Here is a 14860-nt window from a genome sequence, read left to right on the forward strand (position 1 = left end):
CGGAGTGCCGCCAGACAATTCAGAGAAGGTGTTTACTCAGTTGATGATTTCGCCGCCTGCGACGGTCTGACCGTCTTTCAAGCCAATGGTCAGGCTGTCGATATAGGCGTTGGGTTTGGTGCCGTCATAAGACACACCGTCGATGAAATCGGCGGAAGGTTCACGGTAGCCGTCGGCGTCAAAATCGAACTCGTCAGCGGTGGCATGGCCATCAGCGATCAAAGCCTCGGCGGCGGCTTTGTAGATCTCCGGCTTGTAGACCGACTTCGCGGTTTCATCGAACCACGCATCCGGCTTGCCCTCGGCAATCTGACCCCAGCGGCGCATCTGGGTCAGATACCAGACTGCATCGGAATAGTAGGGGAAGGTCGCATTATAGCGGAAGAACACGTTGAAATCGGGGGCAGGGCGCTTGTCACCCTTTTCATATTCAAACGTCCCGGTCATCGAGTTGCCGATCACCGCCGCATCTGCGCCAACATAATCCGGGCTGGACAGGATCGTTACCGCCTCGGCGCGGTTGGCGTTGTCGTTCTCATCCAGCCAGATCGCGGCGCGGATCAGCGCCTTGGTCAGTGCCAAAGTCGTTTGCGGATTGGCTTCTACAAACTCCGCCGTCAGCCCAAACACCTTTTCCGGGTTGTTCTTCCAGATGTCATTGTCGGTGATCACCGGCACACCGATGCCCTTGGCAACTGCCGCTTGGTTCCACGGCTCACCCACGGAATAGCCGTCAATCGTGCCAGCCTCCAACGTCGCGGGCATCTGCGGCGGCGGCGTCACCGAGATCAACACATCGCCGCCAATTTGGCCCGAAACGTCATCCGCCGAATACAGCCCCGGATTGATACCGCCAGCCGACAACCAATAGCGGAGTTCATAGTTATGGGTGGAGACGGGGAACACCATGCCCAGATTGAAAGGCTTGCCTTCGGCGGCATAGGCCTCAATCACAGGCTTCAGCGCGGCGGCCGAGATCGGATGTGCAGGCTTGCCGCCCTCCATCTTCAATCCCGGCTTCATCGCTTCCCACACCGCATTGGAAACCGTGATCGCGTTGCCGTTCAGGTCCATCGAAAACGGCGTCACCAGCTTGGCCTTGGTGCCGTAGCCAATCGAGGCTGCAATCGGCTGACCCGCCAGCATATGCGCGCCGTCCAACTCACCCGAAACCACGCCATCCAGCAGCACTTTCCAGTTCGATTGCGCCACCAGCGTCACTGACAGGCCCTCGTCTTCAAAAAAGCCCTTTTCCTTAGCAATCGCCAAAGGGGCCATGTCGGTCAGCTTGATGAAACCGAGCGTCAGCTCGGGCTTCTCGATGCCTGGGGTCTCGGCGAAAGCGGGGAAGGCAAGCAGGGCGGTCGTGGCAAGCAGGGCTGAGATGCGTGTCATGTCTGGTTCCCGGAAAGCCCCGATGCGGGGCGTTGAAATGCAAAAAGCCGCCAGATCCCATGCCAGAGAAGGCAGTGGATCGAGCGGCGGTGCTCGGCTTTTCCCAACTTTGGGGGTCGGCGGTGAAGGCGTCATTGCCCTCGTGCTTGGATTAAATCTGCCGATGCCGCGCTGCAGCGTCAAATCATCTGTGTCGGATTTTGTGCAGTTTGTGACGATTTCGCAGGTGCAGCATCGCGATGCCACTTTTTTCAGCGTGCAGGTGCGGTCAGGTCGAAAATCCGGGCATCAAAAAAGCGATCGGCGGGCAGAATCAGTTGTCCACGTTCGGCGGGAACGGCTGTTGGCTGCGCCAAAGCACCTTCGAGTTTCTCGGATGCGCCGGGTAGAATGGCGCCTGCTGGGCGCAAATGCAGGCGGTACAGGTCGCTGCGGAACACATCTGTTGCTGCGGCGGCGGCCTCTGCCACATCCAAGCCATGCCGCCCCGCCAAGGAAGCGCCTATCCACGCCGCCTGACTGCGCCACGGAAAGCTCGCCGCGCCCTCAAAGAATTCGATCAACTGCGGGGTCAGATGTTCGCGGCCATCTGGCGCTGTCACAATCCGTCCCGTCAACGCCCGTTCAACCAGATCGGCGGAAACCCCAATACGCCCCTGTGCCGTCAGCATCTCCGCCGCGATGATGTGGTTTTCCGCCCGCCCCAGCCAGCGCCCCGCCCGCCACAGCGCCCTAAGCAACGGCCCCGCCAGCGCAGGTTCCGCTTCGGCCCAGCCCAATCTGGTCGCCAGCACTTTCTCCGGTGCCCGCGCCCACAAGGCCGAGGTCGGCAGCAGCAACGTCCCCGAGCCGTTCTCGACCGCGACAGAACCCCAAGGTTCACCCACACAAAACAGGTCGATTTCTCCGGCGGAAAGCGCCTCGGCCATCCGCGGTGGCGGCACGGTGCGGATATCGAGTTGCGCGGTACGCGCGCCAGAGGCCGCCAGCCAATAATGCAGCAACTCGCGGTGCATCGAAAACGTATAGGGCACCCCGATGCGCAGGCTGGGCGAAGCGGCCAGCAAAGCCCGCCCCGCCGCCCCTGCATCGGCGAAATCAAAGCCATACCCCGCGTCCGCCATCTTGGCGGCCAAAGCGTTGGAAATCCCGATCACATTGCCGTTCAGGTTCAGCACGCATAGCGCCTCAAACCGCACCGGGCCACGCCCCAGCCCCAAAGCCATCGCCACGGGCACCGGCGCCAACATCTGCGCCGCATCAACTTGCCCCACCGCCAGCATATCGCGCAACGCCGCCCAACTGGGGGCAGCGTGCAGATCCAGGGACAGCCCCTCCTCCTCGGCAAAGCCTAAAGCCTCGGCGATGATCAGGGGGGCTGCATCCAGCAGCGGCACATAGCCAAGGCGCAGGGTCACGCTCATTTCAACAAATCCGCCGCAAGGACCAAAGCTGAAGCTACATCAGCCAGCTTGCGGCCCTGATCCATCGCGGTTTTGCGCAGCAAGGCGTAAGCTTCTTCCTCGCCAATGCCGCGCGCGCGCATCAAAATCCCCTTGGCGCGGTCAATCGCCTTGCGTTCTTCCAGCGCCCGGCGAGTCTCCACCAACTCAATCCGCATCTTTTGCAGCATATGAAACCGCGCGATGGCGGCATCCAAGATCGGCTTGATCCGATCCGCCCGCAGCCCATCCACCACATAGGCCGACATCCCCGCCTCAATCGCTGCCTTGGTCAGGTTGCCGTCGCTTTGATCGACAAACATCGCCACAGGGCGTTCGGTCGGCCCCGTCGCCAAAGCCAGTTCCTCCAACACATCGCGCGAGGGATTTCCGGCGTCGATCAGCACCAGATCAGGATTGCGGTGGGCAATCCGACGCGCAAGCCCGGTCTCCTCGGCAATCACCATCACATCAAAATCACCGGCGTCGCGCAGACCATCCACGATCAGCATCGCGCGGGCGCGGTCCTTTTCGACCACAATGATGGAAAGCCGTTGTGTCATGGTATTGGAAGACGGCGATGCGCCGCGCGAGGAAAGCGCAACCGCAGTCAACAGGGCCAGCATCAGTTCATGGTGCAGGCATATGATTAAACTGTGAGCAAATGCCGTGAGTATGCGATAAAAATGTGCAAAACGACAAAGCTGGTCGAAGCCCCGCGCGCCTTCCTGGTAGTCGGCAAACTAAAGTCGGCAGACAGGCCCCCAGATTGTTTACTTCATAACAATGGTTGAAAAATGGCCATTAATGTTATAAAAATAACAGCAAGCGACCGTTCAGGAGGCTACAAAATGACCGCAAAAGACCGCCGCATCATGGCGCTGTCGCTGGCTTTGGCCGAACGGAAAGTGATCCACCTGAAGGAAGCCGCAGCCTTGATGCAGGTGTCAGAAATGACAGTGCGGCGCGATGTGGCTGAAAACCCCGACCTGTTCGGCACCCTCGGCGCGCATATCATTCCGGCAGGCAGGCCCGATCTGGAAGCCCCCTATGCCATCGACCGCGCTGCCGAAAGCCATTCCGTGGCCAAGCGCCAAGCCTCCATCCACGCCTTGCGCTATCTTCAGCCGGACGAAGCCGTGTTCATGGATTGTGGTAGTACGCTCACCCATCTTGTCGATCTGATCCCTGCCGATACCCGCCTGACGGTGGTGTGCTATGCTTTCAATACGGCAGAGCGCATGATTACAAAGGAAAATATCACACTTATTCTTTTGGGCGGAGTCTTTCACCCCACCTCGGCCTCCTTCGCCGGGGCCTCTGGGGCCGATACGCTGAACGCCTTGGGTATCAATGTCGCCTTCCTGTCCGCCTCTGGCGTGGACCGGCAGCGCGGGGTGTCTTGCGAGCAGTTCCACGAGGTGCCAATCAAGCGCAAAGCGATGGAGATGGCGCAGCGCCGCTATCTGGTCTGCGACCAAAGCAAGATCGGCCGTGTGCGACCTGCCCACTTTGCAGATGTCAGTGATTTTGACGCCATAATCACCGAGGCGGGCGAATTGCCGTCGGACGCCTAAGGCCGGTGCTCTCATCTGCGCGAAAAGTAATGTTGTAAATATAACAAATATAATGATATAAAAATAACGAAAGCAGGCATTGAATCGAATCGGCTCGAAAGACCCGCGCCGGATTGCCTCGGAAATTTCGCGCAGCGGAGGGTATTTGGTGACGATATTGCAGCCGAAAACACAGGCAAAGATCGCCTCGGTGCAGCAGGCGGTTGGCCATGCTGCGCGCAATGCCGGGATGCCGCTCGATCTGGAATGGATCGCGCAAACACGGGTCAACCAATCCGCCACTGATCGGCGCGTCACCGGCCTGCCCGGTCGCCGTAGCGTCAAAAAAGATGCGCAGGCGGCTTGGTTGCTGAAAGCCCTCACCTGTATCGATCTTACCACCCTCAGCGGGGATGACACCGCCGGACGCGTCCGCAGGCTCTGCGCCAAGGCGGCACAACCGCTGACCCCCGCCTTGCAAGAGGCGCTGGGCATGGCGGATCGCCGCATCACCACGGGTGCCGTCTGCGTCTATCACCGCTTCGTTGCCACGGCTGTCGAAGCGCTGGCAGGCACAGGAATACCCGTCGCGGCTGTCTCAACGGGCTTTCCGGCGGGCCTTGCGCCGCATGATGTAAAGCTGCGCGAGATCGCGGCCTCGGTCGCCGATGGCGCCGCCGAGATCGATATCGTCATCACCCGCGAACATGTGCTAACCGGCAACTGGCAAGCCCTCTACAATGAAATGCGCGATTTCCGCGCCGCTTGTGGCGCTGCCCATGTCAAAGCCATCCTCGCGACGGGCGAATTGAAAACCCTGCGCAATGTCGCGCAAGCCAGCCTTGTCTGCATGATGGCAGGCGCGGATTTCATCAAAACCTCCACCGGGAAAGAGGCCGTCAACGCCACCCCCGCCGTGACCCTCACGATGATCCGCACCATCCGCGACTACCATGATCGCACCGGATTTCGCGTCGGCTACAAGCCCGCAGGCGGCATTGCCACCACCAAGGATGTGCTGATGCAGCAGTTTTTGATGAAGGAAGAACTGGGCCGCCCATGGCTGGAACCCAACCTGTTCCGCATCGGTGCCTCCAGCCTTCTGGCCGATATCGAGCGCCAACTGGAAACCCATGTCACGGGCGGCTATTCCGCCTTCAACCGCCATCCGATCGGATAACCGATGAACATCGCAAAGCATTTCGACGATATGTCCTACGGTCTTTCGCCCGAATCCGACAGCGACGCCCGCGCGTGGCTCGCCCGCCACAATCACAACTTCGGCCATTTCATCGCAGGCAGCTTCACCGCGCCTGAACACAGCTTTGAAACCTTCGAGCCTGCCACTGGCAAACCGCTCGCCACCTTAGCACGCGGCACAGCGGCCGATGTGGACGCCGCCGTCACAGTCGCCCGCAAAGCCCAAATGTCTTGGGCGAAACTGACAGGCCACGCCCGCGCCCGTCACCTTTACGCGCTCGCCCGGATGATCCAGCGTCACGCCCGCCTGATCGCCGTCATCGAGGCCATCGACAACGGCAAACCCATTCGTGAGACCCGCGACATCGACGTGCCCCTCGCCGCCCGCCACTTCACCCATCATGCCGGATGGGCACAACTGCAAGCCACCAGCTTCCCCGATCATGCCCCGGTCGGCGTGGTCGGCCAGATCATCCCGTGGAATTTCCCGTTCCTGATGCTGGCATGGAAACTCGCCCCCGCCTTAGCCTTGGGCAACACCGTGGTGCTGAAACCCGCCGAATACACCTCGCTCACCGCGCTTTTATTCGCCGAACTGGCGCAAGCGGCTGGCCTGCCCGCAGGCGTGGTAAACATCGTCACGGGCGAAGGTGATACGGGGGCTTTGATCGTCGATCACCCCGGCATCGACAAGATCGCCTTCACCGGATCAACCGAAGTCGGCCGCCTGATCCGCCAGCGCACCGCAGGCACGGGCAAATCGCTAACGCTGGAACTCGGCGGTAAATCGCCGTTCATCGTGTTCGACGATGCCGATCTCGATGGCGCTGTCGAAGGCGTCGTCGATGCGATCTGGTTCAACCAAGGCCAGGTTTGCTGCGCCGGATCGCGCCTGTTGCTGCAAGAGGGCATCGCCGACGATTTCATCCGCCGCCTGAAACGCCGGATGGACGCCCTGCGCATAGGCTCCGCGCTCGACAAATCCATCGACATGGGCGCCATCGTTGCCCCGGTGCAGGCTGATCGCATCCGCGCTCTGGTCGCGCAAGGCGTGGCCGAAGGTGCCACCCTGTATCAGGCGGCGATGGATCTGCCGACCAATGGCTGCTTCTACCCGCCAACCCTGCTGACCGGCGTGCAACCCGCCCACATCGTCGCGCAAGAAGAAATCTTCGGCCCCGTCGCCGTCACCATGACCTTCCGCACCCCGGACGAGGCGGTGCAACTGGCCAACCACTCCCGCTACGGCCTGTCCGCCAGCATTTGGAGCGAATCCATCAGCCTCGCGCTGCAAGTCGCCGCGAAGGTCGAGGCCGGCGTGGTCTGGGTCAACGCCACCAACCTTTTCGATGCAGCCGTCGGCTTTGGCGGGCGCAAGGAATCCGGCTTTGGCCGCGAAGGTGGCCGTGAAGGCGCCTACGAATACCTCAAACCCAAAGCCATGGCAGGCCGCAAACTGCGCCCGGCACAGCCGCAGATCACCCCCCGCGCGGCTTCCGTCATCGAATTTACCCCCCCAATCATCGACCGCACCGCCAAGCTGTTCATCGCAGGCAAACAAGCCCGCCCCGATGGCAACTACTCCCGCCCGGTGCTGACCCCCAAAGGCGCGTTGATCGCCGAAGTCGGCGAAGGCAACCGCAAAGACATCCGCAACGCCGTCGCCGCCGCCCGCAAAGCCGAGGCTTGGGCCAACTCCACCGCCCACAATCGCGCGCAGGTGCTGTATTACATCGCCGAAAACCTCTCCGCCCGCGCATCAGAATTCGCAAACCGTATCAGCATAATGACAGGCCAAAGCACGGCCAAAGCCGATGCCGAGGTTGCAGCCTCCATCGACCGCCTGTTCAGCTATGCCGCCTGGGCCGATAAATACGAAGGCATCGTCCACGCCCCACCCCTGCGCGGCGTGGCTTTGGCGATGAACGAACCCATCGGCGTCGTGGGCGTGATCTGCCCGCCCGAAGCCCCGTTGCTGGGTCTGATCAGCCTGACCGCCCCGCTGATCGCCATGGGCAACCGCGTCGTTGCCGTGCCATCCGCGCCGCATCCGCTGTCGGCCACCGATTTCTACGGCGTGCTGGAAACCTCTGATCTGCCTGACGGCGTGTTCAACATCGTCACCGGCGATCCACAGCCCTTGGTGGAAGCCTTAGCCACCCATGCCGATGTCGATGCGCTTTGGGCCTTCGGCTCCGAAGCGCTGTCAGAGTCGGCCGAACGCCTCTCCGCCAGCAACCTCAAACGCACTTTTGTCGATCACGGACGACTCACCGACTGGCACCACCCCAGCGCTGAAGGTGCCGATTGGTTGCGCCACGCCACCGAGGTGAAGAACATCTGGATTCCCTACGGCGTGTAGGGAATCCTGCCAATCAAGCCCAGCCGATCAAGCAAGATGCCGTGCCACAGCGCCGTCTTGCTTGCTCCAGACATCATACCAAGCGGTAAACAGCTTGAACTGCGCCTCGGCAAAACCGCGCTGGCTGGCACTCAGCGCGTCGGTTTCGTTGAAATGCAGCGCATATTCAGCCTCGCCCTGCAACTCCAGCAGGTATTTGAAATACAACACCAAATTCGGGCCTTCATCAAACGACGACAACACAGCAAACGCCGCCTCCAATTCCAGCGCCTTCTGCCGGGCCTCCACATCCCCCGCAGCCGCAGCCCGTGACAGGTTGCACAGGGTCAGCACCGGGCGCGGCAACACGCAGCCAATCCCGGTGATCGCCCCCGACGCCCCGCAGTTGACGAACCCGTTCACCACCCCGGTATCGACCCCCACCATCAGCGTCACGCCATCGCCCGCCGAGGTGATAAACTCCCCCGCATAGCGCATCTCAGCAGGGCCACCGAACTCCTTGAAACCCACCAGATTGGGATGTTCGGCCCTGAGCGCGGTGAACAGATCGGCACGGGTGACAAAGCCGTAATACGGGCTGTTATAGATCACCGCGGGCAGATCGGGCGCGGCAGACAAAATCGCTTTGAAATGCGCCTTCTGCGCGCTGGGCGAAGGCCCGCGCGACAGCACCCGCGGGATCACCATCAGCCCATGCGCGCCAACTTCCGCCGCATGACGCGCAATCGCCTCCGCCGAGGCGGTGTTGATCGCCCCGGTGCCGACCACAACCTTGATCCCCGCCGCCACCAGCCGCGCCACACCTTCCATCCGCTGCGCATCGGTCAACAGCGGCCAATCCCCCATCGAGCCGCAATAGACCACCGCCGACATCCCCGCCGCGACCAACTCCTGTGCTTTGCGCACCAAAGCGTCAAAATCCGGGCTGCGGTCCGCCGTGCAAGGCGTCATCAACGCGGGGATCACCCCTGAAAAGATCTCGGACTGCATGTATTCATCCCTGTAAAAATCGCGGTTGGACCCCGTGACCCCACGCGGCATCTGCCGGATGAATCACTTCTCCATATTAATATACACATTGTATTTTACTTGTCTACAATAAGCTGAAGCCAGCCCTACAAAGCAATATCCTGCCGCTGGTCCCGCGCCATCAACCGCTGGATTTGCCCGACGATCTGATCGGCATGCGCCTTCGCCAGCCGATCAGCAGTCTCAACATCCCGCGCCGCAATCGCGGTAATAATATCCTCATGCTCGGTGATCACCGAAGCCGGTGGGCGGTCGTCAAACGATTGATAATACAACCGCAAAATCCGCCTTCCCTCATCCAGCAACCGCAAAAACAGCGCCAGATAATACGGATTCCGCCCCGCCTCGGCGATGGCCGCATGAAAATCGCGATTGGTGCCGATCATCGCCAAAGCATCATGCTCTTTAAACGCCGCACAATACTCCGCCTGATGCCCGCGGATCACCTCCAGATCGCCCGCCCGCCAGTTCTGCGCCGCAAGCCGCGTCGTCACCCGATACATCAGCGTGATCGCGTCAAAAAACGTGTGCAGGTTCACAAAGTCGATCTGCGACACCATGGTAGAGCGGTTTGGCAGCGTGTCGATCAACCCCTCCATCGCCAGCCGCGCCAAAGCTTCGCGGATCGGCGTGCGCGAGATCGCAAACCGCTCCGCCAGTTGCACCTCATCAATCGGGCTGCCCGGCGGCATCACCAGATCAAGAATGTCATCGCGCAGCAGATCATAGACCATCTTAACGCCAGAGCCGCGCTTGCGTTCAGGCGGCGGGGCAGGGGTGTTGTCCATGAAATTATCCTTCTGTGGCCAACACAGTTACGGCCACACCCCCCGCCGATCAACCGCTTCGCGTGCAGCCCCCGCCGATTGCGCCCACTTTAGCCGCCATCATGCCTTGGAAAAACTTGCTGCATGGGCATCGCGCAGCGCATCCTCCAACGCACGCCCCGCCCGATAGCCGTCCAGCGCCGCAGGCCGCGTCACCCCCGTCAGCAAACGCGGGCAGGGCTCCTGCGCGCCGATCACGGTCTGCAAGGGTAAGCGCTCGGCATAGATCGGCAACGCGTAATCCTCGTCTTCATCCACCACTCCGCGCGCCCGGATCTTGGCCGAGGCGCGCTCAATCTCCATCGCCACCACCGCCGTCGCCTTGACCTCTTGCGCCAAAGTTGCGCGCAACATCGCACTGCGGCCGGGGTAAAGCCGATCCATCACCGCCACCAGCGCCGCCGCCTTTTCGGCAGGGTCGTCCAGCAACCGCGCCTGACCAAATGCCATCACTGATCGGTAATCGGCAGAATGGTTGAACCCCGAGCGCGCCAACACAAGGCTGTCGAGATGTGTCACCGTCAGGCAGGCGGCTTGGCCCTTGCTTTGATTGCGCAACATCCGGCTGGCGCTGCTGCCGTGCCAATACAGCGTCGATCCTTCGCGCCAGAACAAAGTCGGCGTGCAATAGGGCGCGCCGTCAATCACATAAGACACATGGCACAACACCGCCGCATCGAGCAATTTATGCACGGTGTCATGGTCGTAAAAGCCGCGATCATGGCGGCGCTTCAACTGGTTGGTTGCATCAACGGGATAGGATGCGGACGTCATCGGGATACCCTCACGCGCCAAAATCGGCCCGAATATCTTCCAAACGCCGCTTCTGCGCACCGCCGGCATCGAAGTTATCCGGCGACAGCCACGCTTCATAAGCAGGCTTCAGCGCAACCCAATCCTTGTCGATCATCGCAAACCAAGCGGTGTCGCGGTTCAGCCCCTTGATAACAAAATGCTGCCGGAACAGCCCCTCGTACTGAAAGCCAAACCGCAGCGCCGCTTGCTTCGACGGCAGATTGTCATTGTTGCACTTCCACTCAAACCGCCGATAGCCCAGCGTATCAAATGCGTACTCCGCGAACAGGAACAACGCCTCGGTCGCCGCCGCCTTGCGCGCAATCAACGGCCCCCAATAGATATTGCCGATCTCCACGGCGCCATTGGCCGCATCAATCCGCATCAAAGTCTGCCGTCCTGCAACCTTACCCGTCGCCTTGTCGATGATGGCAAAGTAAATCGGGTCCGTACTGGCCGAAACCTTCTCCACCCAAGCACGGAAACTGGCCTGATCCTCTGGCGGATTTTCCGCAAGCCAAGTGAACTTCGCATCGGCATCGACGGTGGCCGAGGCGTCGTAAAGCTGAGCCGCGTGCTTTGCCTCCAGCTTTTCCAGCCGCACAAACCGCCCCTCCAGCGGCACGGCTTCGGGGCGTGGACGCGGCGTCCAATGCTGCATGTTTTCGGCCATGGTGATGCTCCTTCGGCAAGGCTATGCCCTATGGCTAGAGCGATACCGGATAGATATACAGGGCCAGTAATCGAAATAATCATCTAGCCAGTATAAAGGAGGCGCCACCCGTATGAGCAGAACCGCCGCCGCCCCGTTTCAAATTCAAATCCCGTTAAACCGTGGCCCCTCCGCCGCCCCGCTGGCCGATCAAATCGCTGCACACCTGCGCGCCGCCGTGCTGGCGCAAACCCTGCGACCTGCCGAGCAAGTCCCCTCCACCCGCGCCCTCGCCGCCGCCTTGGGTGTGTCGCGGATGACCGCCGATACCGCCTATGCCCAACTGATCGCCGAGGGCTATCTAGAGGCCAAGCTCGGATCAGGCACCCGCGTGGTGCCGCAAGGCCACATCACCATACCCCAACCCCTCGGCGCAAAACCCAAAGCTCCGCAGCGTACCGATCTGCCCCCCGGCGCCGACTTACTGGCCGAGGTCGCCCGCAATCTCACCGTGCAAGCCGCGATCCCCCTCGCCATCAGCGCCCCGAATGAAACCCTCGCCCCCGGCAAAGCTTGGACTCGTATCGCCATCGCCCAAGCCCGCACGCCATGGCGCGACGCCGCCTACACCGGCCCGCATGGCCTGCCCGCCCTGCGTGTCCAAATCGCGGAATATGTCCGCCGCATGCGCGGCATCACCTGCACCCCCGACCAAATCCTGATCACAGCAGGTACCCAGCAAGGCCTGTCGCTGACCGCTCGCGTGCTGTTCCAACCCGGAGATCAGGTCTGGTTGGAAAACCCCGGCTACATCCCTTTGCGCGCCGTGGTACAAGACGCGGGCCTGACCGGCATCCCGGTTCCCGTCGATGCCGACGGCCTCAACATCGCCGCAGGCTTGGCGCTCGCCCCCCATGCCGCCGGAGCCTATGTCACCCCCTCGCACCAATATCCCTTAGGCGCGGTGCTGACGATGGAGCGCCGCTTGGCCCTGCTGCACTGGGCGCAGGTCCGCAAGGCGTGGATCATCGAGGATGATTACGACAGCGAGCTGCGCTACGACGGCCGCCCGATCCCGGCACTTGCGGGCTTGGATGCCGCCGAAGGTGCGGTGATCTACCTTGGCACCTTCAGCAAAATGCTGTTCCCCGGCCTGCGCTTGGGCTACCTGATCGCGCCCGCCCGCCTGAGCGATGCCTTCGCCGGAGCCCGCGTGCTGGCCGACCGCCACGCCCAAAGCACCGATCAGCGCGTGCTGGCCGAATACCTCGCCGGTGGCCATTACGATGCCCATATCCGCCGCATCCGCCTGCTGTTCGCTGCCCGCCGCGCGATCCTACTGACGGAATGTGCCGCGCAACTGGCCGATTTCGGCAGCGTCGCCCCCGGCGATCAGGGCATGCATGTGCTGTTCCGCTTCCACACCGTCCTAGACGATGTGCACCTGTCCACCACCCTGCGCACGGCAGGCATCGAGACCCGCGCGCTTTCGCCCTTCTACGCCCACACCCCCACCTTCGGCCTCCTGCTCGGCTTCGGCAGCTTTGACGCCGCCCAAATCAAAACCGCCATCGCCGCAATCCGCCAAGCCCTGCATCCCCTCACCCGCTAACCGCATGGCAAACATCAGCCACCCCACAGCTTCAGCATTGGCCTTTCCCCGGCACCGCCTTACGGTCCGCCCAGCACCACGGAGCCCCCGATGAAACCGCTGGTTTTCGCAACAATGCTGCTGTGCTGGTCGCAAACCGCCCAAGCCCATCCGCATGTCTTCATCGACACTGGGCTGGAGCTGATCTTCGACGATCAACATCGCGCCACGGGTGTCCGCATCACGTGGAGCTATGATGATCTGACCTCGTTGCAGATCATCACCGACAAGGGCCTCGATCCCGATTTCGACGGCAACCTGACGCCCGAGGAAACCACCCAACTGAACGGCTTTGATATGCATTGGGACGCAGGCTATCCCGGTGACACCTATGCCTCGATGGCAGGCCAACCGCTGCCGCTGTCCGGTCCCTCGGATTGGACGGTCGCCTATAAAGACGCCAAAATCCTGTCCACCCATTACCGCAGCTTTGCCCAACCCGTTGAAATCACGCAACCCTTGCTGGTGCAAGTCTACGACCCCACCCTCTACGTCAGCTATGCGCTGAAACTCGGCACCACCCTAACCAACGCCGCCGATTGCGCCGCCCGCACCGTGCTGCCCGATCTTGACGCCGCCCGCGCCAAGCTGGATGCCGCCATCGCCGCCCTGCCACAAGATGCCGAAGCCGCCTATCCTGAACTCGGTGCTGATTTCGCCGAAGCTATGGAGGTCACATGCCCCCCGCAGTCCTGAGCCGCTCAATCATAAGCCCCAAACTGAAACGCACCCTCCTAACCCTCGGTGCAATCCTCGCCTTGATCCTGCTGGCGCTCTGGCTTTCCGGCGGCTTTATGCTGCTGGAAAGCTGGGTGATAGAATCCCAACGCGCTATCCAAAATGAACTCGCCGCCGGGGGGTGCGCGATCAAACAGGGCCAACCCGGCGCGCTCGCCGCTCTGCTGGCGGTCTGCTTCAGCTACGGGGTGTTGCACGCCGCTGGGCCCGGCCATGGCAAAGTGCTGATTGGCGGCTACGGCATGGGCCGTCGCGTCGCGTTCAGGTCGCTGGCCAGCATTTCCCTTGCCGCCACTCTGGCGCAAAGCTTGGTCGGGGTGGCCTTGGTCTACGCCGGGGTCGCGGCTTTGGGTTGGACCCGAGATGCCGCCCAGAATGTCGCACAAGACGTGATGGCCCCGATCGGCACATTGGCAATCGCGGCAGTGGGCCTCTGGCTGGCAGCACGCGGCCTGCGCAAAATTTGGCAACAAACCGCGACGCCTCCACCAAACACGCATGAGCATCCCCATCACGACCACCACCATCACGACGCCAACTGCGGCTGTGGCCATTCCCACGGCCCCAGCCTCGCCGAAGTCGAACGCGCCACCAACTGGAAAGACCGCGCCGCCCTGATCATCGGTGTGGCGCTGCGTCCCTGCTCGGGTGCGCTGTTCCTACTGATCCTGACATGGCAACTCGGCATCGCGCTGGCGGGCATCGCCGGTGCTTTTGCGATGGGGCTTGGCACTGCGGTGATCACCGTCGCTGTCGCAGCCATGGCGGTCTGGGCGCGCGAAGGTGCCTTGGCCAACCTGCCGTTCCACCGGGTCGCGCAAATCTTACCATGGGTCGAGGTATTGGCGGGCTGCCTGATCACCCTTATCGCGCTGACCCTGCTGACGCAGACGCTGTAACGTCGCTCACCCCGGCCTTTCACGATTCTCCCGCGAAAATCCGGGTCAGCAAAGCCACCAAATCTCCCCACAAAGTCGCTCCATGTGCAGTTGCAGCACGATTTGCCCCTATATGCGGCAGTTTCTCGCGCATCTCACCACCCTGTGATGGCCGCTAACACATCTGGAATTGACCTTTTGTACATCCTCCCCCATCTGAACCCGTGGTTGGGTCTAGGCATCGCGTCCGGGTTCCTTTGCGATTGCGGCATGGCAGGGTTGCTTTGGTTGCATAGCATGACATCTGGCGCGACTTCCGATAACCTGCGAATTAC

The 14860-nt window shown here is 61.7% G+C and carries 13 protein-coding genes; 6 read left to right on the top strand and 7 right to left on the bottom strand.

The window, feature by feature from the left end; all coding sequences use genetic code 11:
- Window positions 1-36 precede the first annotated feature (36 nt).
- From ACS5RD_RS04515 to ACS5RD_RS04525, 3 genes are all read right to left on the bottom strand, one after another.
- Window positions 37-1395, bottom strand: a complete 1359-nt coding sequence (locus tag ACS5RD_RS04515) for a CmpA/NrtA family ABC transporter substrate-binding protein (RefSeq protein WP_489930182.1) — start codon at window positions 1393-1395, stop codon at window positions 37-39.
- Between the two features lie 251 nt (window positions 1396-1646).
- Window positions 1647-2819: a CmpA/NrtA family ABC transporter substrate-binding protein gene (locus ACS5RD_RS04520; protein ID WP_489930183.1), complete on the bottom strand. Its 1173-nt coding sequence runs from the start codon at window positions 2817-2819 to the stop codon at window positions 1647-1649.
- Window positions 2816-3400, bottom strand: coding sequence for an ANTAR domain-containing response regulator (locus ACS5RD_RS04525; protein WP_489931330.1), 585 nt, complete (start codon window positions 3398-3400; stop codon window positions 2816-2818). Before ACS5RD_RS04525 ends, ACS5RD_RS04520 begins: the two co-directional genes overlap by 4 nt.
- Window positions 3401-3688: 288 nt before the next feature.
- Here ACS5RD_RS04525 and ACS5RD_RS04530 point away from each other — a divergent pair, with 288 nt between their 5' ends.
- From ACS5RD_RS04530 to ACS5RD_RS04540, 3 genes are all read left to right on the top strand, one after another.
- Window positions 3689-4414: a DeoR/GlpR family DNA-binding transcription regulator gene (locus tag ACS5RD_RS04530; protein WP_489930184.1), complete on the top strand. Its 726-nt coding sequence runs from the start codon at window positions 3689-3691 to the stop codon at window positions 4412-4414.
- A 157-nt stretch (window positions 4415-4571) separates the two neighbouring features.
- Window positions 4572-5573: a deoxyribose-phosphate aldolase gene (gene deoC, locus ACS5RD_RS04535; RefSeq protein ID WP_489931331.1), complete on the top strand. Its 1002-nt coding sequence runs from the start codon at window positions 4572-4574 to the stop codon at window positions 5571-5573.
- 3 nt (window positions 5574-5576) lie between these two features.
- On the top strand, window positions 5577-7955 hold the full coding sequence (locus ACS5RD_RS04540) for an aldehyde dehydrogenase family protein (protein WP_489930185.1): 2379 nt from the start codon (window positions 5577-5579) through the stop codon (window positions 7953-7955).
- Between the two features lie 27 nt (window positions 7956-7982).
- On the opposite strand, the gene ACS5RD_RS04545 is transcribed toward ACS5RD_RS04540, so the two are convergent.
- The 4 genes from ACS5RD_RS04545 to ACS5RD_RS04560 form a co-directional block, all read right to left on the bottom strand.
- Window positions 7983-8945 (bottom strand): dihydrodipicolinate synthase family protein, encoded by a 963-nt coding sequence (locus tag ACS5RD_RS04545; protein WP_489930186.1) that lies wholly within the window; start codon window positions 8943-8945, stop codon window positions 7983-7985.
- A 125-nt stretch (window positions 8946-9070) separates the two neighbouring features.
- Window positions 9071-9772, bottom strand: a complete 702-nt coding sequence (locus tag ACS5RD_RS04550) for a GntR family transcriptional regulator (RefSeq protein ID WP_489930187.1) — start codon at window positions 9770-9772, stop codon at window positions 9071-9073.
- 99 nt (window positions 9773-9871) lie between these two features.
- Window positions 9872-10585, bottom strand: a complete 714-nt coding sequence (locus ACS5RD_RS04555) for a pyridoxamine 5'-phosphate oxidase family protein (protein WP_489930188.1) — start codon at window positions 10583-10585, stop codon at window positions 9872-9874.
- A 10-nt stretch (window positions 10586-10595) separates the two neighbouring features.
- Window positions 10596-11279, bottom strand: a complete 684-nt coding sequence (locus ACS5RD_RS04560; RefSeq protein ID WP_489930189.1) for a GNAT family N-acetyltransferase — start codon at window positions 11277-11279, stop codon at window positions 10596-10598.
- Between the two features lie 112 nt (window positions 11280-11391).
- Here ACS5RD_RS04560 and pdxR point away from each other — a divergent pair, with 112 nt between their 5' ends.
- The 3 genes from pdxR to ACS5RD_RS04575 all read left to right on the top strand — a co-directional run bounded on the left by pdxR (window position 11392) and on the right by ACS5RD_RS04575 (window position 14546).
- Window positions 11392-12870 (top strand): MocR-like pyridoxine biosynthesis transcription factor PdxR, encoded by a 1479-nt coding sequence (gene pdxR, locus ACS5RD_RS04565; RefSeq protein WP_489930190.1) that lies wholly within the window; start codon window positions 11392-11394, stop codon window positions 12868-12870.
- 90 nt (window positions 12871-12960) lie between these two features.
- Window positions 12961-13605 (top strand): DUF1007 family protein, encoded by a 645-nt coding sequence (locus ACS5RD_RS04570; protein WP_489930191.1) that lies wholly within the window; start codon window positions 12961-12963, stop codon window positions 13603-13605.
- Window positions 13587-14546, top strand: coding sequence for a nickel/cobalt transporter (locus ACS5RD_RS04575; protein WP_489930192.1), 960 nt, complete (start codon window positions 13587-13589; stop codon window positions 14544-14546). The genes ACS5RD_RS04570 and ACS5RD_RS04575 overlap by 19 nt, the downstream gene beginning before the upstream one ends.
- Window positions 14547-14860 lie beyond the last annotated feature (314 nt).

The organism is Cypionkella sp. PAMC25878 (assembly GCF_058135695.1).